We start from the raw sequence: 24611 nt of genomic DNA, 5'->3' as shown, positions 1-24611 counted from the left end.
AACATTCCTCTCATATCTACACCTGCGAAGTTAGCTGTCGGGTTCGGCCCTGAGATTGGTCCGGTCCTGCCTGTTGGCATGACTTCACCCCAAGACGAAGTATTCGTCGAATGAGTGGGTTCCCCGCTATTGCCCTTAAAAATCATTTCGCATCCAAGAGGCAGGACAATACTCGGCGTTTGCGCTCTCGGAATCGGCACCAGTTAGACAACTGGCACCCTTTGATAACCCTACCGTTCGATCGGAAAAGTTACAATTTCGTTACCTTATTTAGTGCGTACAAAAACGTGCGCACTGACTTCGACTGGCAGTTCCAGCGCACCTTCGACGCCCTGCACGCGAACCACGACGTAATCATCTGCGCGCTCTAAACTAACGATCGCTCCGGGCCGGATTCCGCCTTCGTTCAGTTGTCCGAGCAGGATTGGGTCGGTCTGGATCGGCTCTGCAAGACGCTCAATGGCCACCGGGCCAATGTTCCCGGAGAGCAACGCGTTATCTAGATTCTCGACCTCATGTGAGATTTCGGTTACTTTTGGCCCGCCAAGGACTTCAAGCCCGGGAATTGGGTTGCCGTACGGAGAGACCGTGGGCTTGCCCAGCAGGTCGTATAAACGACGCTCGACACGCTCGCTCATCACGTGCTCCCAGCGACACGCCTCATCATGTACATATTCCCATTCAAGACCGATCATGTCCGATAGCAAGCGTTCGGCCAGCCGGTGCTTACGCATCACGCCCGTTGCCAGTTCGTGACCCTTTTCGGTTAAGGCAAGGTGACGGTCGGTGGAAACCACAACGAGCCCATCGCGTTCCATTCGAGCGACTGTCTGCGACACGGTGGGGCCGGAATGCCCCAGACGTTCTGCGATTCGCGCGCGCAAAGCCACGATCTCCTCTTCTTGAAGCTCAAGAATGGTACGCAGGTACATCTCGGTTGTATCAATTAGGTCAGACACGTTAGCCACTCCTGGAAGTCACAACAGTTAGGTTCGCATAAGAAATCGGAACGTCAGTATGCAACTCTACTTGGTATAGCCGCAATCCCTGCGACGGCCTCGTAGTTTGCATGTCGTAACCGACGGTCTCGTTTTTCTCTCATCTCCCGCAGTTTGCGAAGATGTTAACTGAAACGTCGTAACTATCCTGAACTATTCCTTCGCGCTCGCGATCGGTCGGGAAGTCAGCACCTTCAATCAAAACGCTATTAGAGGAGCGAGATGAGCACCGGCATCAACATTCCAAGGAACCTTCTGCCAGCCGACGGACGATTCGGCGCAGGACCGTCCAAGGTTCGCCCCGAGCAAATTCAGGCAATCGTGGACGCAGGTGCCGACCTATTGGGCACCTCCCACCGTCAGGCGCCGGTCAAGAATCTGGTTGCGTCCGTGCAGGATGGCTTGAAGGAAATGTTTAGCGCACCCGAGGGTTATGAGGTGCTTCTCGGAGTTGGCGGCGCCACCGCATTCTGGGACGCTGCAGCATTCTCCCTAGTGCGCAATAAAGCTCAGCACCTGTCCTTTGGTGAATTCGGCTCGAAGTTTGCCAACGCTACCGACAAGGCCCCATTCCTTGCGGCCTCCTCGATTATCACCTCCGAGCCTGGTTCGGTTCCGAGCCCCGTTGCCGAAGCTGACGTGGATCTCTATGCCTGGCCGCATAATGAAACATCCACTGGCTCCGCTGCCCCGGTCAAGCGCGTTCCGGGTGCCAACGAAGATTCACTGATCGTCGTTGATGCAACGAGTGCCGCTGGCGGCTTGGATGTAGATCTGGCGCAGACCGACGTGTACTACTTCGCCCCGCAGAAGAACTTTGCTTCCGACGGTGGCCTCTGGATTGCATTCGCCTCCCCCGCAGCAATTGCACGCATCGAGGAGATTGCAGCTACCGATCGTTGGATCCCAGACTTCTTGAATCTGAAGACTGCGCTGGACAACTCGTTGAAGAACCAGACCTACAACACGCCGTCGTTGACCACCTTGGTGACTCTCGATGCGCAGATCAAGTGGATCAATTCCAATGGCGGCTTGAAGTGGGCGGCGGCTCGCACCGCCGAGTCAGCTGGCCAGATTTACGCATGGGCCGAGGCTTCAAAGGTTGCCACGGCATATGTAGCCAACCCGGATCACCGCTCAAACGTCATCGCCACGATCGACTTCGACGACTCGGTGGACGCGACGAAAATCTCCAAAGCGCTGCGCGCCCACGGCGTGGTGGATGTTGAGCCATACCGCAAGCTCGGCCGAAACCAGCTGCGTATCGCGACCTTCGTGGCTATCGATCCGAGTGATGTCGCGGCACTGCTGAAGAGCATTGATTATGTCATCGAGCAGCTCTAACTTCTGAGCGAGCAAAAGCGATCCGCGGTTTCACCCCATTGGGGCGAAACCGCGGATCGCTTTCGTTTTTCTAATGCCTCGCTCCGCTAGCTTTCCTTGCGTGTCCGGTTACGCTGGGCTGCGCGGCGACGAGCCGCCGTGCGTTGCGCGGTGCGTCGCCGACGCACCTGACGGCGCGCAGGGGTTTTGATTCCCTGTTCGGACGTCGCCTCCTGTTGGCCGGTTGCTTCGTGTTCGGCTGTGGCATTGGTCGGCTCCGACAAGTCCTCCAGGGTTTCGTTCCCAGCGGGATCGGCAGCGGTGTTCTCTGCGCCGGAGTTCTCAGTTGCGGTTGCACTAGGGTCAGGTTCATCCTTGGGCTCTTTGGCCTCGGCTTCCGCCGCCTCGATTTCTTCTTTGACTAAGCGCTCGGCCCACGGGACCCATGCCGGTGCAAGAAGTGCGTCTTCACCGGCAACAATGCCAGCTTCGCAAACGGTTAGGTCTTTAGCTTTTGCTCGTGGCACCCGTGCGATTGTCGCGAACCAAGTCCAGCCCCGATAACCCTTTTTCTGGGAGACAAATCGATGGGTGACTAATCGTTCACCTTCGGGCGTGGCTCCGAGATACTCACCGATCTCCGTTTCTGCCGCGATCTCGATGAGTGCGTTGCGCGCAACATCAACCGCTTCCGCGAGGGTGGTGTCTAACTTGGGTTTACGGGCCATTATTTAAACGTCCAGATCATCGGCTACCGCGCGTAGCACGGTAGCAACCTTTTTGCCGTGTGCTTGTTCAGGATATCGCCCCTTGCGCAAGGTATTGGATACCTGATCAAGAACCTTGATCAGATCCTCGATCATTGCGGCTTGCTGCTCGGGATTCTTCCGTTTTGCGCGAGCCACCGACGGAGCTTCCTCCAAGATGCGCAGGCTCAGCGCTTGAGGACCACGGCGGCCTTCGGCCACGCCAAACTCCAGGCGTGTGCCCGGGCGCAGATCATGAACGCCTTCCGGCAGCGCCGCGGCGTTCACGTATATCTCTTTACCATCTTCGGTGGTAATGAATCCGAAGCCCTTGGCCTTTTCGTACCACTTAACCTTGCCGCTAGGCATGATCCCTTACCTCGTTCGTTTCTCGTGCTGTAGCGCAAATCAGTGCAACTAATTTACTTCACGCTACGCCTTTTCATATCTCCGGATCCATGGAGCATTCATCCGGGTCGTACATATACTTCTACCGGGTGCTCAACGTACGGATTCGAATTAAGTCGAATACCTTAGATTATGACACCTTGAGGCCCGCAACTTCACCTTGAGTCACGGCGGCTGCATTAGAAGCGCTGTATCGTTAATAGCCGTGAGCGCTTCATCGATTACCTTGACCGTCATTTCCCGCACCGCAATTACACTCGCGGTCCTCTCGGCATTGTCCCTCATGACGGTCCTCGTGTTGTATTTCAAGGAAATTTCAATCCCGCCGATCATCATGGCATTCGGCGTTTTCGGTTTACCTCTGGCCTTCATACTGGCCGGCGTGGTCATCATCGGTAATATCCGAAAACGCCGCAACAGCTAACCGCCCCTCCCAGAGGGCTCTCAGCAGACTCCCAGTCTCCGCGTGCACACTGGGTTTATGAGTGCAAAAACCCCAGAGGCCAAACTCCTTGTCGTGGATGACGAACCAAATATCCGCGAACTTCTATCAACGTCCCTGCGATTCGCCGGTTTCCAGGTGGTCGCCGCAGCCAACGGCCGCGAGGCTCTCGCAGCCGTTGAAGCAGAAGAACCAGATCTCGCGGTTCTGGACGTCATGCTTCCAGACATGGACGGCTTCACCATCACCCGCAAGCTACGCGCTGCCGGACGGCACTTCCCCGTGCTGTTTCTGACTGCTCGCGATGACACCAGTGACAAGGTCACCGGCTTGACTGTCGGTGGAGATGATTACGTCACCAAACCATTTAGTCTTGATGAAGTTGTCGCCCGCATTCGTGCGGTGCTACGCCGCACCGCGACGGGCGAAGAAGAGAACGCCACCATAGTGGTCGCCGACCTTGAACTTGATGACGACGCACATGAGGTGCGTCGAGCAGGCGAGGTCATTGATCTATCGCCTACCGAATTCAAGCTGCTGCGCTACCTGATGATGAACCCGAACCGCGTACTGTCCAAGTCACAAATCCTGGACCATGTCTGGGAGTACGACTTCAACGGCGACGCTTCGATCGTTGAATCATATATTTCCTATCTGCGTCGCAAGGTCGACCGCCCCGAGTGGCCTGCTCTGATTCAGACCAAGCGCGGCGTCGGTTACTTGATGCGTACCCCGGACCGCCGCTAGGGCCGATGCCGCTTGGTGGCCCAAGGGATTGTAAAGTCATTACATGCAGGCATTTAGAACGCTGTGGCGTCGCACTTCGTTGCGCACCAAATTGGTGATGTTGATGTGCGCGCTGATGATCTGCGGCGTCGGCGCCACGGCGTTCGGCTCCGCACACACACTTCGCATCTCGATGACCAACCAGATCGATGATCAGCTCAACGTTGCTGGCCCCACCATGGGCTTTGGCCTGAACAAGGCCTACCAGTATTCCTTGGACAATGATCAATCTGGCAGAAACGCTGGCATCGATTCAACGTTGCTGGGGCTGAACCGCTCCTATGCGGACATTCGAGATATAAACGGCAAGATCGTCTACATCATGCCTCGAAGCCGGGTTACCCCCGGTAACACCAGCGACACTCCCCTGCTCGCGCCAGTGCAAATGGCCGAGCTGGCTAAGACACCGTGGGCACCCGTGACCATTCCGGGCATCCACTCCGGCTCGGCCGGCTGGCGTGCCATGATCGTTCCGCTGCCTACCAGCGAGATGAATGTTTTCATTGCGCTTCCGTTGGAAAACGTTAATGACACGGTTCAAAAGACCGCCATCCTCGTCTTATCAACCGGCCTGTTGGCGACCTTGCTCATGTCAATGATCGCCTACGGATTAACCTCCCGGTCATTGCTTCCGCTGATCCGCGTCGAACGCACCGCAGCCATGATTGCCGAAGGAGATCTATCCCAGCGTGTACGCAATTATCCGCCGGAAACCGAAGTCGGCAGACTCTCCCGCTCCTTGAACGCAATGCTTGCACAGATCGAGCGGGCCTTCCGCGACCGTGAGGCCTCGGAAAACAAGATGCGTCGTTTTATCCAAGACGCCTCTCATGAGCTGCGCACCCCCCTAGTGACCATCCAGGGCTATTCGGAGTTCTACCGCCATGGGGGACTTGCCGACTCCGAAGCGCTGGATTCAGCTATGGGACGTATCGAAGCCGAATCCAAACGCATGGCTCACCTGGTCGAAGACCTGCTTATGCTGGCCCGGCTCGATGAGCAGCGCCCCCTCGAAAAGCAATCGGTCGACCTGCTGGTACTCGGACAGGACGCCGCCGAGGACACCAAGGTCCGAGCGCCACTACGCAAAGTTACCTTGGTCGGATTGGACACCAAGTATCCTTCTCCAGCCAGCACGGTCGGCGATGACGCGCGCATCCGCCAGGTCATTGCCAATTTGATCACCAACGCACTGCGCTACACCCCCGAAGACTCAGCTATCGAGATCGCCGTGGGAGTTCGTTCTCTCGTGGCAGGTGCCATGGATGCGGTGCTCGAGATTCGAGATCACGGACCGGGCATTCCAGAGGATGACGCAAACCGTATCTTCGAGCGCTTCTACCGCACCGATAGCTCGCGTCAACGCGAAACCGGCGGCTCGGGCCTGGGGCTGGCGATCGTCGCCGCGATCGTCCAGCAGCACGGCGGTTCGGTTGCGCTGAGCGAAACTCCTGGCGGGGGCGCAACCATGGCCATCTGCCTGCCCTATGTGCCGATGCAGGAGCCGCGTGACCACGAGCAGCAGGACGAGGACTAGAACCCGCGTTTATGTTGTCCACAGTATGTGGGAGCTTCGCGCTGCGCTTGTGCTGCCCGCCCTATGGTGATCTCATCTATCGGATCTCCCCGTAAGGCAGGATCACCCCATGAGTACCTTTTCAACCAACACCGGCGAAATGCAGGTCAAGTCGCAGGCGGTCATGAACACCATCGACAGGTTGCGCTCCGAAGTTTCCACGATGCAGATGAATCTGGATCAGCTTCAAAGCACCTGGCAGGGTTCGGCCGCCGCTTCCTTCCAGTCGATTGTGGCCGAATGGCGCAGCACTCACGTACGCATCGAAGAGGCCTTGAGCAGCATCGCAACGGCGCTAAACCATGCGTCCATGCAGTATGAAGAAGTCGAACAGGTCAACACCTCGCTGTTCCGCTACTGAGCCGTTGGAGCGGGTCACTCGGTACGCTTAGATCATGAGCATACTGATCGACCCGCCACGCTGGCCCGCTCACGGGACACTCTTTTCCCATTTAGTCTCCGACACCTCGCTGCTGGAGCTGCACCAGTTCGCCAGCCGCATGGGCATCCGGCAGAGAGCCTTCGACAGGGACCACTATGATGTGCCGCAGGAACGCTACGAAGAGTTCGTGGCGGCCGGAGCCCAGGAAGTCTCTGGTAGCGACTTGGTCCGCGCCTTAGTCCATTCCGGACTTCGGATCCCTGCCCGGTTCCGCCCCGAACGGCTCAATCCCGCATTGCTGAAACGGTGGGAGCGGACCTTGCCCGGGCAACGGGCCATGGCTGAGGATTTATTGCTTCGCTGGAGCCAGAAGCACCGCCGCTATCACGATCGAGTACACCTGCTCGCGGTCCTTGAGTCATTGGACTGGCTCTGCGGCACACAGGTTGAGGCGCAGGATCGGCAAATATTGGAGTTGGCTGCTTGGTTTCATGATGCCGTCTACGATGGCACCGCCGAGGACGAAAAAGATTCTGCAAACTTAGCAGCGCGCAGCTTGCATGGGCTGATTACCGATAGGGCTCTTGCCAAGGTTCAACAATTGATTCTGCTGACCATCGAGCATCGACCTGCCGAAGGCGATCTGCTCGGAGCGTTGCTCAGCGACGCAGACCTAGAGGTTTTGGCACGACCAGCCAAGGCCTATCAACGCTATGCCCAAGCTATCCGGGACGAATACGATCATGTGCCGGCAGCAGACTTTGCCCGAGGCCGAGCAAGCATTCTTCGTGAGCTCCTGCGAAAAGACCGGCTGTATTGCACCGCGTCTGCTCAGGAACGCTGGGAAAAACAAGCACGGGCGAACCTTGAGGCCGAGCTTGACCGACTCCACGTGCAAGCCTGAGAACGCTCAAACGCACTCTGCTTGCCGGTTAACGACCCGAGGGCCTGCTTCGTGGTGAAGCAAGCCCTCGGGTTCAGGTTGTCCTGCGAGACAGGTGCCTGGGAAGTACGGAAGCTTAGAAGCCGCCCATTCCGCCCATGCCACCCATGTCGTCGCCACCTGGCATGGCAGCGCCAGCAGGAGCTGGCTTATCTGCAACGACTGCCTCGGTGGTGAGGAACAGACCTGCGATAGATGCAGCGTTCTGCAGGGCCGAACGAGTCACCTTCACTGGGTCATTGACGCCGGCTTCCAGCAGGTCAACGTACTGACCGGTGGCAGCGTTCAGGCCGTGGCCAGCTGGCAGGCCCTTGACCTTGTCGGCGACTACGCCTGGCTCCATGCCGGCGTTCAGTGCGATCTGCTTCAGTGGTGCTTCGATGCCAACACGAACAATGTTCGCGCCGGTGGCTTCGTCGCCTTCCAACTCAAGCTTGGCGAATGCTGCGGCGCCTGCCTGAATCAGAGCCACGCCACCACCGGCGACGATGCCCTCTTCAACAGCTGCCTTAGCGTTACGCACAGCATCTTCGATGCGGTGCTTGCGCTCCTTGAGCTCCACCTCGGTTGCGGCGCCGGCCTTCAGCACAGCGACACCACCGGAAAGCTTTGCGTGGCGCTCCTGCAGCTTCTCGCGGTCGTAGTCCGAATCGGTGTTCTTGATTTCGGCTGCGATCTGCGCCTTGCGGCCCTCGATAGCGTCGGCGTCGCCGCCGCCTTCAACGATGGTGGTCTCGTCCTTGGTGATAACGACCTTGCGGGCGGTACCCAGAACTTCGAGGCCAACGGTGTCCAACGACAGGCCGATTTCCTCGGAAACAACCTGGCCACCGGTCAGCAGTGCGATGTCGGTCAGCATTGCCTTGCGACGATCGCCGAAGCCTGGAGCCTTGACGGCTACAGACTTGAACAGGCCACGGATCTTGTTCAGGATCAGGGTGGCCAGTGCTTCGCCCTCTACGTCTTCGGCGATGATCAGCAGCGACTTGTTCGACTGCATGACCTTCTCCAGCAAGGAAACCATATCCTTGACCGAGGAGATCTTCGAGTTGACGATCAGGATGTAAGGGTCTTCCAGCACGGTCTCCTGACGCTCAGCGTCGGTGACGAAGTATGCGGAAATGTAGCCCTTGTCGAAGCGCATGCCCTCGGCCAGCTCCAGCTCAAGGCCGAAGGTGTTGGACTCTTCTACGGTGATAACGCCCTGCTCGCCAACCTTGTCCAGTGCTTCGGCGATCAGTGCGCCGATTTCTGGATCGCCAGCGGAGATCGAAGCGGTAGCAGCGATCTGCTCCTTGGATTCGATCTTCTTAGCAGCGGTGAACAGCTCGGCGGTGACGGCTTCTACAGCCTTGTCGATGCCGCGGCGTAGCGCGATTGGGTCGGCGCCGGCAGCAACGTTGCGCAGGCCTTCCTTGACCAGAGCCTGAGCGAGCACGGTAGCGGTGGTGGTACCGTCACCGGCGACGTCGTCAGTCTTCTTGGCAACTTCCTTGACGAGCTCGGCACCGATCTTCTCGTATGGATCCTCGAGCTCGATTTCCTTGGCGATGGACACACCGTCGTTGGTGATAGTGGGTGCGCCCCACTTCTTCTCCAAAACAACGTTGCGGCCGCGTGGGCCCAAGGTCACCTTAACGGCGTCCGCCAGAATGTTCAGGCCGCGCTCAAGTCCGCGGCGTGCTTCCTCGTCAAATGCAATCATCTTGGCCATAGTGGCTTTCGGTCCTTTCGGGGACGATTTTGCGAAAATGCAACCGACAGACAGCGCCCGCGACGGACGAGCACACCGTTGCCGGCATCGGGCCGACAATTCGGATTAGCTCTCGCTATCTGAGGTATTCTTCACGCTCCGTGCGTTGAGCAACCGCCGAGACGAAAGGGTTCGATTCTAAAACGAACAACCGATCGGCATTAGCAGTCGTAACGCATGAGTGCTAATACAAATATTGGCACTCTCGCATGGCGAGTGCAAGCTGATCGGCTGTGAGCGAAGCTAATTATTACTTCGAGTTCAACGTATCGTCAGCGCCAAGGACGACCGAAACTCGGTTGGGGATGTTCCGGGTCTGCAGAACCTCATCGATGTTCAAGACTTCGGCGGCTTTTTCCGCGGTGGTCCGGTAGGCCTCGGACATGTAATACACCGTCGAGGTCTCGGCGTCTCGGGTCCAATTATCCGTCACGATATTCGTGAAATCAGCCTCGGCAAGCAATTCTTCGCCTGCCCCTGCAGCTCCTGCAATACTTGCGCCGTTGTACACGCCGATGAGTTGTCCGTACAACACGTCAGCGTCATCGATGGTGCTAGACGGAGTTGCGCTTTCGGATGCGGCTTCGCTTTGGTCAGAAGAGCCTTCGCTCTCCGCCGGTGCCGAGGTTTGCCTCGGTTCGGACCCTGCTAGACGATCGGCAACGCCTGGACCAAAGAAGAATCCGGCACCACCAATCAACAACACCGCAATCGCGGACAGAACTACCCAACGAAGCTTGCTGTCCTTGCCCTTGGCGGCGGCAGACTGCGCCCAGCCGTGGGCATGATGCGACCCAACGCGGGTACTAAACTCCGGAACGCGATCGAATTCGTCACGTGGGTAGTTGGTCATTCTTGTCCTTGCTCGAGGTCTGGCTGGCCGAGGCCGGCTATGAACTTAGCGTTCCCCGCCGACGGTACCGCTCACACGACGCTTAGTAGATCGAAGTCTACGCAACCGCTTTACCAGCATTGGGTCATAGGCCATCGCCGCATCCGTGTCGATCAGCTGGTTGAGTAGCTGATAGTAGTTTGTCGGCGAGATAGAGAACTGCTTGGTAATAGCTTGTTCCTTGGCTCCGGCATACTTCCACCACAGCTTCTCCATGTTCAAGATCTGTTGCGAACGCTCATCCAGCTCGGAATCGGGGTTCATCACGAAATCCACTAAAACCTCATTGCCAGCCATACGTTCACCTCATCCTAGAACTTCGAAAAGTCGGGTTTATTCATGCATATTTATCCACGCGTGGTGGACACACCACCGATATTCTAACCAATCAACCAACGCCGTGCCGTGTAACGCGGCACAACCGCGCCGGAAAACCGGCAGAATGATTGCCATGAACAACGAGCAGCCCGCCCTTTTCGACGCTCCCGAGCCTACCGCGCCGCCGGCATATTCCACCGAAGACTTCCCCTTCTTCTTTGGTGCAAAATCGCTGGCAAGTCGCGGGTTTATCGCCGCGGATTGGGTTTCCACTTTGGAACCGCTCGATGGCGTGTTGCAGGAAATCGCACGTAAGTTGGCGGCACGCTCACAGGCTGGCGAGCAGATACTCCCGGCCCCAGAGGTGATGTTGCGCGCACTATCGCTACCCGTAGCCGAGATCAAAGTCCTGATCATGGGTCAAGACCCCTATCCGACGCCCGGACAGGCGAATGGCTTGGCCTTCGCCGCAGCGAAGAACGTGCGCCCCCTGCCGCGTAGCTTGCGCAACATTTACAAGGAGCTGTTCGTAGATCTTGGCGTGCCCGAAGCTGGGCATCCAGACCTCGGCGCCTGGCATGAGCAAGGGGTCATGCTGCTCAATCAGGTTCTCTCTGTGACTGCGTCTAACGCCGGCAGTCACCAGAAGCTTGGCTGGGCACCGGTAGTTGAAGCGATTATCGCTACGCTCAATGCCCGCAAGGTGCCGGTGGTGGCTGTTCTGTGGGGTGCCCACGCACAGAAGCTTGGTACCCTGATGAACAATATGCCCCAGCTTCGCAGCGCTCATCCTTCCCCGTTGTCCGCTTCACGTGGATTCTTTGGGTCAAAGCATTTTTCGCAAATCAATAGGCGCCTGGCCGAAATCGGCCAGGCGCCTATTGAATGGAAACTGCCGGCCGGCTAGCGGCGGCGGATGCGTCGGCGTTCGCGCCGTGCGTTGGAGGTCAGCGGACGGCACAGTGTGTCGCCGAAGACCACACCACCGGCGATGGACAGCATGATTGCAAACGCGTTGAACATTTCCACCAGGCCGGCGAACATTTCATCCACCTCGAAAACGATGCCGTACATGGCCCGGAAGATCATCAGGCCAGGCAGCATGAACATGACCGCGGGGGCTGCGATCACCAGCTGAGGTGAATTCAGCTTGTCCGCCAGGAAGCGCGCAGCGAAGCCAATGGCCGTGGACACCACCGCTGGCGTTGCCCGAGCGCCAAGCCCGACCTGCTCCGCCAAGAGCAGCACCAGATAGCCGCCGACCGCGATCAACGCGGTAGGCAGCAACAAGCGCTGTGCGGTCTGCTCGGTGACCGAACCGGCCAGAATGGCGACTGCTACCAAGGCGATCAGCATCCATGTCGGATAATCGGTGGCGACGATTTTATGGACATCCACCTTGTCCCCGCCCAATACGGATGAAACCACCAACGCCGCGGAGATCCCGGAAAGTATTGCCGTATAGGTCAACCCAGCGGAAAATAGACGTCCGACCGCGGTGACCGGGAAGCCATTGATTGCGTCTTGCAGCGCCGAAACAAATCTGCCAGAAGGCAGCAGAAGCAAGATGCCACCAGAGACTACCAACGCCGGATCCAATGGTGCGTGGACCTGATGGCTAAGCAAGGCTATTCCGGTGACGGTAAAAGTCGAGGTCGCCACGGTGAAGAACTCTGGGACCCGCCATCGGGATCCATACCGGCCTATCTGCGAGATCAGCCAGGACGAAGCCATCGCGACGAGTGCACCGAGCCATGAACCGCCGATGAACAGGACGAAGGCGGCGGCGAAAACCGATTGGCCAACCGCAACGAACCAACGCGGGAAAGGCTTCGGCTTCCGTGTGATCCTTTTAAGCCGCTTGGCAGATTCGGTCCGCGAAACACCGCCAGCGATGATGTCCGAAACCAGCTCGTGCACCATCACCATGCCCGCGTAGTTCGTAGTGTACGAACGCACCACGCGCAGGATAGAGTAGCTCTCAGCTTCTGGCGGGCTGTAGTTCAGGTGCAACGATTGATTGGTGATATCCACGTCTAGGTGGCTAAGCCCTAGGGCTGCGGTCACCGCGATGATGCTGGTTTCCACTTCCAAAGCACCAGCCCCATAGCGAATCAGCGTTTCGCCAAGGTCCAGCGCAAACTCCATGGTTCGCCGCGCCGAAGCATCTTGATCGACGTTGACCCTAGGGTTCGCGTAGGGGGTGCCGCGCAATCGGTCAACGACCTTCAGCGCCTCAGTCGGCGGCGTATCCGAGATCCACATTTTTGCCAGCAAACGGCGAGCCACCGGGTTGGCCCGTGTAGGCATCAGTGTAATGCCGTCATCAGAGGTGTAGACCTGGCCGGTACGCGACTCGATATCCGCCACGTCCGCTGACGCAACGCTCGCACTTACCGCGGTATTTAGCGGTAGCTCGGAGGCCATGGTCGTCTCAAAAGACGCCGTCTCGGGAAGGTGCCCCATGTTGATTTCACTCGTCGAAATACGAGGTAGCGACCCGGCCAATGGCGAAGGATCTTCTCCTGGATTTTTCGAATCCGCGTGCTTCTCACCATGGTCTTGCTGCGCCACGAATCACTCCCCCTAGGCTCTTGTTCTATTCGTCATCCTCACGATACAACCACGGCAAGTAAAGCGGGAGAATGGAATCAAAATAGGCCGAGTATCCCTGAACACATCTGGCATTTTTGCTGTCGGAAATAAATTTATCGGTGGACTGGTTACCCACTTAGATGCAATTGCATGGAAATCTAAGAGAAGAGGATCATTGTGAGTTCCATCGGTCAAACAAGCCTCCGGCCTGAAATTGGTGTTGAAACTTTCGGGGATCTCTCCGAAGACCAGCAGGGCAAGCAGTTATCGCACGCTCAGGTTATTCGCAACGTCATCGTCGAAGGGCAGAAGGCCGAAGAAGTTGGCCTTGATTTCTTCGGCGTCGGTGAACATCACCGAGACGATTATGCTGTATCGTCGCCGGAAATAATTCTCGCGGCGCTGGCGCAAGTCACCGACAAGATCCGCCTCGGTACCGCGGTAACGGTGCTCTCCAGCGATGACCCGGTTCGGGTGTACGAGCGCTTCGCAACGCTCGATGCCATCGCGCAGGGACGTGCCGAAATTATCGCCGGACGCGGATCCTTCATCGAGTCCTTCCCGTTGTTTGGGCTCAACCTCGAGGACTATGAGTCTCTCTTCGAAGAAAAACTCGATCTCCTGGCTAAGGTCCGATCCGGAGAGCCCGTGACCTGGTCTGGAGAACACCGCGGCGCTTTGAACAGCCAACAGCTGTACCCGCTATTGGAAAACGATGCGCTCACCACTTGGGTGGGCGTCGGCGGCAGCCCGCAGTCGGTACTTCGCGCCGCTCGCCACGGCCTTCCACTCTTTCTCGCAATCATTGGCGGCCAGCCATCAGCCTTCGAGCAGCTAGTTCAGCTTTACCACCGCGCGTTGAAAGAGCTGGGCAAGCAACCTCAAAAGGTGGGTGCGCACTTCCACGGATTGGTTGCACCGACCGATGCGGAAGCTCTCGAACTGTTGTGGCCGCACTATCAGCGCACCATGAATCGCTTGGGCGCCGAACGCGGTTGGCCGCCGGTTAGCAAAATGCGCTTGGAGGCCGCTATGGGGCCTGAAGGTTCCATGATGGCCGGTAGTCCGCAGACCGTCGCCACCAAGATGGCGAAGGTCACCAGAAGCCTCGGACTAAGTCGAGTAGACATCAAATATTCGGCAGGCTCTTTGCCACACGAGACCATGCTCGAGAGCATCGAGCTGCTTGGCAACGAAGTCAAACCGCTGGTTCACGAGTTACTCGCCAAATAACCACCGGCTACGCGCGATCCACTAAAAGCAGTTAAATAAAGAGAAAACCACCGCCGGCGGTGGTTTTCTCTTTATTTGGTGGATCTTACTGGACTCGAACCAGCGACCTTTCGCGTGTGAGGCGAACGCTCTAACCAACTGAGCTAAAGATCCATCTTTGCGTCAACCTCCCGGTCAAGCACCTAAACGATCTTAGCGGTCTTTGCCTTGGCCGCAAAATCGGCGCCAGCTGCCCCACAGCTAGCGGCTACGTCGCCCATCACGCCACCGTCCTAGGGCAGGAGCTCAAGAGAAAAGCCGACTACGGCAGACCTAAAATAATAGTGCCTTTCGTTTATCTAGATTTCACTTTATTGCCCCTATTTTCTCTTGCTAACGAGCAGAGATTGAATGCATAATTTTTTTAGTTCCTCGAGCTCATACTGGGCCCTGCAAGGACGTTGCCGTAAGCCACCGGCTGCGGTCCCCTGAAGGCCAACGAAACCCATTGCTCTGCGTCCCACACAACAGCAATAGCCAGATAGTTCGTTCGTCTTAGCATTTAGGACGGTTCCCAGTGCGCCCTACCCTTCGCTATGCCCTGTCATCAACAGCTCCTGCTGGTGCCGCACGCACCGAGATGGCGACTTTGTATCCGGAAATTGATGATCGATGGAATCAAAAAATTGACCGCGCACGTTGTGTGGTCAGCGTCCGTGACTCAGGTGTTCTGGTCGCAGCCGGAGTCGTGCACGACGCGGTGCTGGCTCCAACTAGCGCCATGGGCGCGCTTGAATTAGGTTGCATGGCGGTCCGCCCGGAATATCGGCGCCAAGGCATACGCCAGCAAGTGACAGACCTACGCCTGGAGTATGTGGTGCAGGCAGGCTGCATACCCATCACCGTCATCGATTCGGCAAATCCCAGCTCCTGGGCAGCCTACGAACGCTCCGAGCGATGGGAACGCGAACGAACTTTCGAATCCGACGGGCGGACCAAGTACATTTATCGCGCCACTGCTCTCGCATCGGATTGGTTGTCTCCCCCACCGCAGCGTGACATCGCCTCCAGCACACTGGCTGGCCACTCGGTTCGACCTTTGCCGAGCTCTTGGCATTCGCCACAAGTTCACACAACCAGATGAGCTAAAAGAGCGCTTCTTGTAGCTCATCGACGAGCTCATGCCCTGGCACTGGCACGACCTCACCGGCTCGGCGAGCGCGCGCCGACTCATGCAAGTCGATCGGAGTAACTTTCAACACCGAGTCAACCATGGCATTTAGGAACTGAGCGGTGCCGACATCTTCGGGCACCGGGTGGTGCACCGCCTTGACCTCTGGCTGCTCGGCACTGTCATCCCAGTCCACAAGCAAAAGTCCGGTCGCTGTATAGCCAAAGCCATCGCCGAAATCGCGCAGCTTGCGGATCATGTCCACGGTACGTCGGAAAGCTGCCGGTTCGGTTTCTAAAATGGTGGCGCGTTGCACGAAGTAGAAGCCGACGGCTGCCAGCGGGTAGCGGGCACGCAGGTTGGCCGCGTCCCCGTAGGCTTCTTCGTACCGATTGGACAGGTTCTTGCCGAAGGAAGAAGTCATTGCCTTGGTGCTTAATAGCAACTCCGGTCCCGTGGACCAGTGGGTCATCACCACGTCGGTCTGCTTCATGTAGGCGCGGCCCAGAATCCTGGCGTCGGTGCTTCCGGCCTTGCCGGCCAGGATTGCTTCATGCAGCTCGTCGGAGAGCCGTTCGGGGAGCTTGCGCAGCAATTCGAGGATGTCCGAAGACAACACCCGTGGCGCTTCCGCGCGCGGCCAGACGAGGTCTGCGTCGAACCCCGCCCGGCGGAGTTCATGGGCTAGCCAAGCGTCGACGCCCTGGGCAAAACGACCGGAACGGGTCGCGGCCTTAGAACGCACCGGAATGCTTAGCAACCGCTCGAGGACGTCGAAAGAAGGGTTGAACTCCTCGGTGACGGCGCCGTTAAGGATCCACGGCGAATCTTTGAGCGCAGATATCAACGTCGCGTCGTATTCGGCGAAGGCCAGGGATTTCTCGACTGTGCCTGATCCCATGATTAGTTCTCCACTGCCTTAGCTCGGGACTTGCGTCGTTCCAGCATGTCTTGGCGTGCGCCGCGTAGCGCACCGATCGCGGCAGCGTCTAGCTCCAGCATCATTCCCAACACTATTTCGTCTACCAGCTCCGTAGCTTCTTGCTTACGGCCATGCAGCAGATGTTCGCGGACCTCGTTTTTGATGGATCGCAGCGGTATTGCATGCTCGGCGACCAACTGGGTTGAGGGCACTGGAAGCTTATCCGCCTCGCCGGGTTCCAGCTTCAAGATGCCTCCCCCGTAGGAGCGTCCCACCATTTCGGCACCCAGCATAGTCAAGGTATTAAGCGAAGCCAGAGGCAGCAGCTCACGTCCCAGCTCACGCACATCGGCCCCGAGGTATACCCCATGGATTGAATTGATGTGATGCACACCTGCATGGTTAGTCGTCAGCCGGGGAGTGTCAGCATTCATATAGGTCATGAACAGATCAGGCACCGACAACAACGGGACCCGCCACCAGGGAGTACGCATCCGGCACTTATAGGCTTGGTCCACCGACTCCAGCTCGCCGCGGCCAATTAAGCGCTCTCCCGCGGTGGAGGCGCCACCCTGGGGCCGGAACATCAAGGTCGCCAAGCCGTGCTCCCCGAGTCGCTGCCATTGCTTAGCGTCTAGTTCCAAGCCGCGAAGATGCCTAGAACCGGGAGGCGATATTTCCACCAGGTCGCTCGCGTCCAAACCTAATTCCTCGGCCCGCGCCGGGCTGAGCGTAAACCATTTATTGTTGCCGGTCACCGCGCCCAGCGAGGTCTCTCCCCAGCCCTGCAGATCAATAAACCCGCCGGTAGCATGCGCCTGGTTGAGTATCCCCTGAGCTTCAAAAGTCACCAAGGACCCGGTCCAACGGTCACTTGGACGCTTCGGAGTGTGGATTGCTCCCTCGCCGAGTCCAATCAGATCCTTGGCATTACGAAATTGGTGCAGGCTGAAGGAGTCGCTGGAACCGGTCTGATAACCCTCCGCAAGCAACAGCACCACTTCTTCCTGCGCGTCGACGAATAGCCGCTGTTCGAAGACCGCGAGATGCACCTTGGCGAAACGTTCAAGCAGCATTGCACGCACGGGCCCCGCATAGTTCACGAACATCAGCTCTGCCGGGAGCACTAGGGCCAGACGACCGCCGACCTTCAGGAAGCTGGTGGCGTGCACGACGAAGGCCGCCCACACGGAGGCAAGCTCGTTCAGCTCGACTCCGGAGCGCCGTGCGGCTTCGCGCGAGATCTTGCGCTGGGCTCCGCGGTGCAGCTGATAACGTACGTACGGGGGGTTGCCAATCACCGCATCCATATCCGCGGTGCCTGGGATATCAAAGAAATTTGCGTGCTGGATCCTAGCCTGTGCGCCTTGTTCCGCGAGGATTGCGCGTGCCGCCAGCACCGAAGGCTCGTGAAGCTCCACCCCGAATAATTCGCTGGCGCCGCGCCCATCGTTGGTGACTTGGGCAGCGGTCGCCAAGAATTGGGCTTCGCCACATGAGGGTTCAAGCACACGACGACCCTGCTCGCCTAGCGCCCACTCGGTCATGAACCGGGCTACCGGCTCGGGGGTGAAGTAGGCGCCCCGCTCATGCCGAGCGGCGCTCCCTACAATATTTATCTTGCTCTTCAACACACATCGATCTTTCCATGGCCACCAGACGTTTTGGCAGGGCCAAGACGATCGCCGCACACCGTGCGAAACACCGGCAGACTTCGCGACTGGCAGGTTTTACGGCGGGGCAAGTTTCTTATCTGCCTATTCTACGTGGCCGGCCTGCAAAGCTCGTTAGTGCTTGGCACGCAGCTTGTTGATGCCCACGACAGCGGCGGCAACCACGCAACCAATCAAGAATCCGGCGATGCAAGAAAAGGCGGTATTCGTCACCCAGCCCAAGATCGCCCCGGCCGAACCGGTAGCCTCGTGCACCAGCAGTTCCATATGATGCACAAAACCGTAGGGGGCGTGCCAGCCCAGCTCGTCCATCCCGACCAGAATTAGGTGGCCGCCGACCCAGAGCATCGCCACCACACCTACCTTGCCGAGGATCGACATCACGATCGGCATGGCCTTGACCAGGCCACGGCCAACCTTCTGCGACAGCTTGGATGCCTTCTGCGCCATGTGCAGTCCAATGTCATCCATCTTCACGATCAGCCCCACCGCACCATAGACCACCACGGTCATCAGGGTAGCGATCACAATCAGGATTAGCGCGCGATTCAAGAATGGTTCGTGGGACACTTCGTTCAGCGAGATGACCATGATCTCCGCTGAGAGCACGAGGTCTGTCCGCACCGCCGCGCCGATGATCGCTTTTTCGTCGCGCACTCCCTCCTTGCCGCCCGGTGTGTGGTGCTTGACCACGCCCATCGCTTCAAGCAGCTTTTCGGCCCCTTCAAAAACAAGATAGGCACCTCCGAGCATCAGGATCGGGGTGAGCGCCCACGGAGCGAACTGCGAAAGGATCAGAGCCACCGGAAGGATGAACAGCATCTTGTTCCGGATTGACCCAACGGCGATCTTCCAAATGATCGGAAGCTCCCGCTTGGGCGATAGCCCGGCCACGTATTGCGGGGTGACAGCCGCATCGTCGATGACGACTCCAAGCGACTTGGTGCTTGCCTTCGCAGCTCCCATAGCGATGTCGTCGAGTGACGCCGCCGTGACCTTTACGAGGGCTGCGACGTCATCCAGAAGAGCCACGAGTCCACCGGCCATGCCAAAACTCCTTGAGATATTGTTCGGTCGTTTTGGTGCCACCGTACAGGCGCCAGAAACGACAAGGAAATACACCTGAAGTTTAGCGCCCTGGGTTGCCCAGAAACTGTGAGACACCAAAAGAATGCGGATTTTTCGGGGCAAGCCACGGTCGATCCGCAGATGCGGTTGGGAAATAAAAGACCCTCGCCGATGTTCAAGCTTGAACATCGGCGAGGGCCATCCGAGCCCCCTATCGGATTCGAACCGATGACCTACGCTTTACAAGAGCGTTGCTCTGGCCAGCTGAGCTAAGGAGGCGTACTGCATAAGAATATCCGAAGACTGCGCCCGACTGCGAATCGAGACTTTGGCGGCGTTAACCACCCGTGGGGAGCGCACCGCTAGCGATGCACTCCCCACGGGAATCGTGTCAGAGCGGCAGAAAATTATCGACCACAGTTCACGCAGCTTTAGGCAGTCTAGGCGTTGGCCTTGATGGCCGCCTCAACTGCTTCGACAAAGTCCTGATTGGCAAGGTCCATAACCTCGCCCTGGATGAAGATGCTCGGAGTGCCCAAAACACCGTCGTAGCCGGCAGCTAGTGTTGCAGTTTCCACGAACGGACGGTAGGTTCCCTTGTCGATGCAGGACTTCACCGAGTCTGAAGCGCCGGCGGCAATCGCCATTTCGGAGATCTCAGCATTCTTCATTTCGCCCTGATCGTAGTGCCCCCACAGAGCGCTGGCAAAGTCCAAGTAGGCTGCTGGGCTCTGGTCAGCTACACAGGCCAGCGCGTTGGCCCCACGCGAGGAGAAGTTCGTTGGCGAGTTTCCATCGAGGAAGCCGACGTTGCGGTATTCCAAGGAGATCTTGCCGTCCGCCAACCACTGCTTCATCTGCGGCCCATACTTGCTTTCAAATTCAGCACAGTGGACGCAGTTCGCATCAACAAACAAGGTCACGTTGATCGGCTCGCCCTTGGCGCCCACGGTCAGATCGCGTGGTTCGGGAGTCGCCGGCTTCGAATCGGGAGCGACAAGTTTGGTGTTGTCGATCTTCACACCCGAGGTATTTGCAACGGTGGTCGGCGACGTCAACAGAATACCGCCAGCGGCGTTGCCGCCCTGAGGCGCGGCTCCGGCGTCCGGAACCTTGGCGTTGTTATTCTGCACGATGAGCACAACCACCAGGACCACGACCAAAACGACAGCAGCCAGCACGCCAAGCTTGACGAAGAGCGACTTGCGTTTCTGGGCCGAGGCCTGAGCAGCCTGCAGCTGCGCGGCCTTTTCACGGGCGCTAGCGTTGCGCTCCGCTTTGGACGGACGCGAGTTGTTTGTAGACATAAGTTCGAATGTTCCTTGGCTCAACGGAAATACTGTAATCTGCTTCCAAGCTTAGCCAATGGAATGGCCGCCCTCCCCCGTAATTGCCAGATTCCCCAACCTTCACAGGTTGCGCATAACATTCGCCAACATGATGCAAAGCCCCATTTTGGGGTTATTTGAGACTTCAACCAAGTCATGCCGGATAAGTTCATCTTTGGGCCTCATTCGGCGTTAAAAGCCCATCCGCGCCGCTTCTCACGTACATTGAGTGATGGAACACAGTTTCCTTCCGCTTCCGGCTAGCATCCGGAATCCGGGATGACAGTGAAGTTGAGCTGACAAAGAGGTCATTCACTTACAACCGACAAAGCTGCGAGGTTTTCTTCTCGCAGTAAGTACGTGGCCAGGAGGTTTACGGTGGGTAATGAACTAGCAGGCGTAGCGGAAAGCAATTCCCATGACTTTGTAGTGGTGGCTAACCGGTTGCCGGTGGATCGGATCACGCTTCCGGATGGCACCCAAGGGTTTCAGCGTTCTCCTGGCGGTCTGGTCACCGCGCTCGAACCGATCATGGCTGCCGCGGATGGCGCATGGGTCGGCTGGCATGGCGGAATCGACGAAGAGCTCGAAGAGTTCGACAAGGACAGCATCCACCTCGTTCCGGTCCCGCTCAGTGAACAGGACCTAAGCCTCTACTACGGCGGATTTTCGAATTCCACCCTCTGGCCGCTCTATCACGACGTGATCATACCTCCGGAGTACCACCGCACCTGGTGGGACCGTTACAAGAAGGTCAACCAACGTTTCGCTGACGCGGTGGTGCGAACCGCCGCGCACAATGCCACCGTGTGGGTCCACGACTACCAGCTGCAGCTGGTTCCACAGATGCTGCGGATGGCACGCCCCGATCTGAAGATCGGCTTCTTCCTGCACATCCCTTTCCCCGCCGCCAGCCTGTTTTCTCAGCTGCCTTGGCGCACCCAAATCCTGGAAGGTCTGGCCGGAGCCGATCTAGTCGGCTTCCAGCGCGAGACCGATGCGTCCAATTTTCTACGCTGCCTGCGACGGTTCACCGACTATTCGACCAAGGGTCACGAAGCTACCCCGTCGTCGACGCATAAGATTCAGAATCTGTGCCGCGCTGTGGCCCATCCGATCTCAATCGACACCGAAGAAATCGCCAAGCTGTCGCGTGATCCGCAGATCATTGCCCGCGCCGCACAGATTCGTTTGGAATTGGGCAATCCGAAGACAATCATGCTTGGCGTGGACCGGCTGGACTACACCAAGGGCATCAGGCACCGGCTGAAAGCCTATGGCGAGCTGCTCAACGATCAGGCACTTCGCGCCGGAGATGTCTGTCTGATCCAGGTAGCCAGCCCAAGCCGTGAAAACGTAGATTCCTATATGGAGCTGCGCGATCAGGTAGAACTGATGGTCGGCCAGATCACCGGCCAACACGACACGCTGAGCCACACCACGCTTCGCTACTTACACCACTCCTATCCGCTGCGCGAGATGATCGCCCTATACCTAGCCGCCGATGTGCTACTGGTGACAGCCCTGCGCGATGGGATGAACCTAGTGGCCAAGGAGTTCGTGGCATCCCATCAGGATGGTCGTGGAGTCCTTGTGCTTTCCGAATATACCGGTGCGGCCGATCAGTTGACCCAGGCGGTGCTGGTCAACCCTCATGACATCGATGGCATGAAGGCAAGGATCGTCGAGGCGGTCAACATGGACCAATCCGAACAGGCACGACGCATGCGTCGAATGAATCGCCATCTGCTGGAACATGACGTGACCCGTTGGTCCGCTCGCTTCTTGGAAGAACTCGCCGAAATCAATTCGCGAGCGAACCAAATCAACGCCGTAGCCAGCCGTTAATAACATCGCCTAGTCTGAACGGAACGACAGTGCCGAATCTCGCGCCCGAATTACGCGCCGATCTCTCCACCTTCGCCGGGCACCGGCGAATCCTGGTTGCTTTGGACTTCGACGGTACGCTCTCGCCGCTCGTGGACCGCCCCCAAGACGCCAGGCCTTCCACGCGGGCCGCACAAGCCTTTGACGAACTTGCGCGACAATCCGGCGTGCACACGGCGGTGGTCTCCGGCCGGAACCTTGAATCGCTCACGGCGGTGTATCCGGCCCCCAGACCGGATAACTTGATCGGTTCCCACGGAGCCGAACGGCGCGTTCCGTCCGTAACCCCGGATGCGCCAGAACAACGGGAACTCACCGATGCCCAGCGGGAGAACCTCACGGAAATCACCGCCCGATTGAGCGAAGTCGCGCAGCGGCATGAGGGAGTCAATCTGGAGCACAAACCCTCGGCTACCGTCCTGCACGTACGCCAAGCCCAAAGTCCTGGCATTGCCGAGGCCGCCTTGGCCGAGGGGAACCACGCCCTCGCACACTTGCCGGAAGTGCGCCTCATGGCAGGAAAGGCCGTGCTAGAGGCCTCGGTCCATGCAGGCGACAAGGGACAGGCTTTGCAATGGTTGCGCCAGGTTCTCGATGTTGATGCGCTGCTCTTCGTCGGAGATGACGTCACCGACGAGGATGGCTTCCGGATCCTCACCCGTGAGGACCTCGGAATCAAGGTAGGCCCAGGCCCTACACTGGCCGCGCACCGCATTTCTGGGCCGGAGATACTGTCCGAACTTTTGGAATTGCTGCTTTCTATGCGAGACTAAGGTGTCCCATATCACTTTCACTACGGATCGTCGGGCACGTACCTGCCCGTGAAAGGATTGTCATCATGGCAACTGTGACCTTTGAAAAGGCCACCCGAATTTACCCGGGCGCACTTGTGCCTTCAGTCGACGCAATTGATTTGCAGATTGAAGACGGGGAATTCCTTGTTCTAGTTGGCCCATCGGGCTGCGGCAAATCGACTACCTTGCGCATGCTAGCTGGTCTCGAGGAAGTCGACTCCGGGCGAATTCTCATTGGCGATAAGGACGTGACTAACGTTCCGCCAAAAGACCGCGATATCGCCATGGTCTTCCAGAACTATGCTCTTTACCCGCACATGACGGTCGCTGAAAACATGGGCTTCGCCCTGAAGATCGCCGGCGTCGATAAGGAAGAACGCAATAAGCGCGTCCTCGAAGCTGCAAAGCTGCTGGATCTAGAAAATTATCTAAGCCGCAAGCCGAAGGCGCTCTCCGGCGGCCAGCGCCAGCGCGTCGCCATGGGACGAGCAATCGTTCGCTCGCCTCAGGTCTTCCTGATGGACGAGCCGCTGTCGAACTTGGACGCCAAACTTCGCGTGCAGACCCGCACGCAGATCGCATCGCTGACCCGCCGACTCGGTGTCACCACCGTGTATGTCACCCACGACCAGGTGGAAGCGTTGACCATGGGTGACCGCGTGGCGGTGCTCAAGGACGGCGAAATCCAACAGGTTGGCACTCCCCGTGACCTCTACGACCGCCCACGCAATGTTTTCGTGGCCGGATTCATCGGATCTCCGGCAATGAATCTCATTGAATTGGAAGCCTCTAACGGTCAGGTCGCCTTTGGCAGCACTTCCTTGCCCGCTCCTGGCGCGCAGGGTGCAACCACCATGGGCATCCGACCGGAGGATCTGACTCTCGCCGCCCCAGGCGAGGGTGCAGAGCTGATGGTGGATGTGGTCGAGGAGTTGGGTGCAGATGCTTATGTCTATGGCACGGCCCAGCTAGGCGGCAAGAGCCAAACCATCGTGGTCCGAGTCAACGGCCGCACCCCGCCTGCCCGCGGCCAGAAACTGCATATCCTGCCGCTAGGGCAGCACGTGCACCTCTTCGACACCGCCTCGGGCCTGCGTCTAGCTGATTAGTCTCCGAAAGCAATAAGACCGGTTGTAGGACTCGTTAGAGTTTCACAACCGGTCTTTTGCGGTCCGTACGGGAGGACGTGGAACGGTGGTTAAACATCGGGTTAAGTGCCAAAAAGTGTGTACAGAACTCCCCGAAAACATGTAACCACTAGGAATAACACCACAAACACATGCTTTGAAAGCATGTATCGTGGCAACAATTGCAAACTGAACCGTCCCGGAAATCATGCCGCCGTCTTATGTGCGGCAGCGTCGGGTAACGAGCCTGTCATTTCATCATAGTAG

23 protein-coding genes, 2 tRNA genes and 1 riboswitch are annotated in these 24611 nt (G+C 58.0%); of the genes, 12 read left to right on the top strand and 13 right to left on the bottom strand.

What is annotated here, in order from left to right; genetic code table 11:
* Nucleotides 1–2: 2 nt before the first annotated feature.
* Nucleotides 3–188: riboswitch (cyclic di-AMP (ydaO/yuaA leader) on the bottom strand.
* Between the two features lie 78 nt (nucleotides 189–266).
* Nucleotides 267–959 carry a metal-dependent transcriptional regulator gene (locus CQ015_RS11955; RefSeq protein WP_096289201.1) on the bottom strand — a complete coding sequence of 231 codons (693 nt, stop codon included), beginning with the start codon at nucleotides 957–959 and terminating at the stop codon, nucleotides 267–269.
* A gap of 261 nt (nucleotides 960–1220) precedes the next feature.
* On the opposite strand from CQ015_RS11955, the gene serC reads away from it, so the two are divergent.
* Complete coding sequence (serC, locus tag CQ015_RS11950; protein WP_105650192.1) at nucleotides 1221–2342, top strand: phosphoserine transaminase; 1122 nt, start codon at nucleotides 1221–1223, stop codon at nucleotides 2340–2342.
* Nucleotides 2343–2428: 86 nt separating this feature from the next.
* Here serC and CQ015_RS11945 read toward each other — a convergent pair whose 3' ends face one another.
* Both CQ015_RS11945 and CQ015_RS11940 read right to left on the bottom strand, forming a co-directional pair.
* A complete protein-coding gene (locus CQ015_RS11945; protein ID WP_105554217.1) occupies nucleotides 2429–3049 on the bottom strand; it encodes a DUF3027 domain-containing protein in 621 nt (206 codons plus the stop codon).
* Between the two features lie 3 nt (nucleotides 3050–3052).
* Entirely contained in the window at nucleotides 3053–3436 is a 384-nt protein-coding gene (locus tag CQ015_RS11940) for a cold-shock protein (protein ID WP_096289207.1), read from the bottom strand.
* Between the two features lie 244 nt (nucleotides 3437–3680).
* Between CQ015_RS11940 and CQ015_RS18755 the strand changes: the two genes are divergently transcribed.
* From CQ015_RS18755 to CQ015_RS11920, 5 genes are all read left to right on the top strand, one after another.
* Nucleotides 3681–3899: a hypothetical protein gene (locus CQ015_RS18755; protein WP_146112497.1), complete on the top strand. Its 219-nt coding sequence runs from the start codon at nucleotides 3681–3683 to the stop codon at nucleotides 3897–3899.
* 57 nt (nucleotides 3900–3956) lie between these two features.
* Nucleotides 3957–4664, top strand: a complete 708-nt coding sequence (locus tag CQ015_RS11935; protein WP_096289209.1) for a response regulator transcription factor — start codon at nucleotides 3957–3959, stop codon at nucleotides 4662–4664.
* 43 nt (nucleotides 4665–4707) lie between these two features.
* The gene (locus tag CQ015_RS11930) at nucleotides 4708–6240 is read left to right on the top strand and encodes a cell wall metabolism sensor histidine kinase WalK (RefSeq protein WP_105554218.1); all 1533 of its coding nucleotides are present in this window, start codon (nucleotides 4708–4710) and stop codon (nucleotides 6238–6240) included.
* 109 nt (nucleotides 6241–6349) lie between these two features.
* Complete coding sequence (locus tag CQ015_RS11925) at nucleotides 6350–6640, top strand: WXG100 family type VII secretion target (protein WP_096289213.1); 291 nt, start codon at nucleotides 6350–6352, stop codon at nucleotides 6638–6640.
* A 34-nt stretch (nucleotides 6641–6674) separates the two neighbouring features.
* Nucleotides 6675–7565, top strand: a complete 891-nt coding sequence (locus CQ015_RS11920) for a DUF4031 domain-containing protein (RefSeq protein ID WP_096289215.1) — start codon at nucleotides 6675–6677, stop codon at nucleotides 7563–7565.
* 115 nt (nucleotides 7566–7680) lie between these two features.
* Here CQ015_RS11920 and groL read toward each other — a convergent pair whose 3' ends face one another.
* The 3 genes from groL to CQ015_RS11905 form a co-directional block, all read right to left on the bottom strand.
* A complete protein-coding gene (gene groL, locus CQ015_RS11915) occupies nucleotides 7681–9318 on the bottom strand; it encodes a chaperonin GroEL (protein WP_096289217.1) in 1638 nt (545 codons plus the stop codon).
* A gap of 289 nt (nucleotides 9319–9607) precedes the next feature.
* Nucleotides 9608–10210: a LytR C-terminal domain-containing protein gene (locus tag CQ015_RS11910; protein WP_096289219.1), complete on the bottom strand. Its 603-nt coding sequence runs from the start codon at nucleotides 10208–10210 to the stop codon at nucleotides 9608–9610.
* A 45-nt stretch (nucleotides 10211–10255) separates the two neighbouring features.
* Complete coding sequence (locus tag CQ015_RS11905; protein ID WP_096256066.1) at nucleotides 10256–10546, bottom strand: DUF3263 domain-containing protein; 291 nt, start codon at nucleotides 10544–10546, stop codon at nucleotides 10256–10258.
* 154 nt (nucleotides 10547–10700) lie between these two features.
* On the opposite strand from CQ015_RS11905, the gene CQ015_RS11900 reads away from it, so the two are divergent.
* Nucleotides 10701–11474 carry a uracil-DNA glycosylase gene (locus tag CQ015_RS11900; RefSeq protein ID WP_255248544.1) on the top strand — a complete coding sequence of 258 codons (774 nt, stop codon included), beginning with the start codon at nucleotides 10701–10703 and terminating at the stop codon, nucleotides 11472–11474.
* On the opposite strand, the gene CQ015_RS11895 is transcribed toward CQ015_RS11900, so the two are convergent.
* On the bottom strand, nucleotides 11471–13141 hold the full coding sequence (locus CQ015_RS11895; RefSeq protein ID WP_255248545.1) for a threonine/serine exporter ThrE family protein: 1671 nt from the start codon (nucleotides 13139–13141) through the stop codon (nucleotides 11471–11473). The two genes, CQ015_RS11900 and CQ015_RS11895, sit on opposite strands and share 4 nt — an antisense overlap.
* Before the next feature lie 198 nt (nucleotides 13142–13339).
* On the opposite strand from CQ015_RS11895, the gene CQ015_RS11890 reads away from it, so the two are divergent.
* Nucleotides 13340–14395, top strand: a complete 1056-nt coding sequence (locus CQ015_RS11890; RefSeq protein WP_255248546.1) for an LLM class flavin-dependent oxidoreductase — start codon at nucleotides 13340–13342, stop codon at nucleotides 14393–14395.
* Between the two features lie 76 nt (nucleotides 14396–14471).
* Here the strand turns inward: CQ015_RS11890 and CQ015_RS11885 are convergent.
* Nucleotides 14472–14548, bottom strand: a tRNA-Val gene (locus CQ015_RS11885).
* A gap of 403 nt (nucleotides 14549–14951) precedes the next feature.
* On the opposite strand from CQ015_RS11885, the gene CQ015_RS18750 reads away from it, so the two are divergent.
* Entirely contained in the window at nucleotides 14952–15518 is a 567-nt protein-coding gene (locus CQ015_RS18750; RefSeq protein WP_141393627.1) for a GNAT family N-acetyltransferase, read from the top strand.
* A 1-nt stretch (nucleotide 15519) separates the two neighbouring features.
* Here CQ015_RS18750 and CQ015_RS11880 read toward each other — a convergent pair whose 3' ends face one another.
* From CQ015_RS11880 to CQ015_RS11860, 5 genes are all read right to left on the bottom strand, one after another.
* Entirely contained in the window at nucleotides 15520–16446 is a 927-nt protein-coding gene (locus CQ015_RS11880; RefSeq protein WP_096289223.1) for a hypothetical protein, read from the bottom strand.
* Nucleotides 16447–16448: 2 nt separating this feature from the next.
* Nucleotides 16449–18101 carry a class I SAM-dependent DNA methyltransferase gene (locus CQ015_RS11875; protein ID WP_105554223.1) on the bottom strand — a complete coding sequence of 551 codons (1653 nt, stop codon included), beginning with the start codon at nucleotides 18099–18101 and terminating at the stop codon, nucleotides 16449–16451.
* 153 nt (nucleotides 18102–18254) lie between these two features.
* Entirely contained in the window at nucleotides 18255–19187 is a 933-nt protein-coding gene (locus tag CQ015_RS11870) for a DUF808 domain-containing protein (RefSeq protein WP_105650191.1), read from the bottom strand.
* A gap of 226 nt (nucleotides 19188–19413) precedes the next feature.
* Nucleotides 19414–19487, bottom strand: a tRNA-Thr gene (locus CQ015_RS11865).
* Nucleotides 19488–19648: 161 nt separating this feature from the next.
* Complete coding sequence (locus CQ015_RS11860; protein WP_096289229.1) at nucleotides 19649–20515, bottom strand: thioredoxin domain-containing protein; 867 nt, start codon at nucleotides 20513–20515, stop codon at nucleotides 19649–19651.
* A gap of 399 nt (nucleotides 20516–20914) precedes the next feature.
* Here CQ015_RS11860 and CQ015_RS11855 point away from each other — a divergent pair, with 399 nt between their 5' ends.
* From CQ015_RS11855 to CQ015_RS11845, 3 genes are all read left to right on the top strand, one after another.
* A complete protein-coding gene (locus CQ015_RS11855; protein WP_105650190.1) occupies nucleotides 20915–22384 on the top strand; it encodes a trehalose-6-phosphate synthase in 1470 nt (489 codons plus the stop codon).
* A 29-nt stretch (nucleotides 22385–22413) separates the two neighbouring features.
* Nucleotides 22414–23196, top strand: a complete 783-nt coding sequence (otsB, locus tag CQ015_RS11850) for a trehalose-phosphatase (protein ID WP_176484316.1) — start codon at nucleotides 22414–22416, stop codon at nucleotides 23194–23196.
* A 65-nt stretch (nucleotides 23197–23261) separates the two neighbouring features.
* On the top strand, nucleotides 23262–24326 hold the full coding sequence (locus CQ015_RS11845; RefSeq protein ID WP_105650189.1) for an ABC transporter ATP-binding protein: 1065 nt from the start codon (nucleotides 23262–23264) through the stop codon (nucleotides 24324–24326).
* Nucleotides 24327–24611: the final 285 nt, after the last annotated feature.

The organism is Arthrobacter sp. MYb221 (genome assembly GCF_002979835.1).
Classification (GTDB): domain Bacteria; phylum Actinomycetota; class Actinomycetes; order Actinomycetales; family Micrococcaceae; genus Glutamicibacter.
This window is presented reverse-complemented; position numbering and strand designations above follow the sequence as displayed.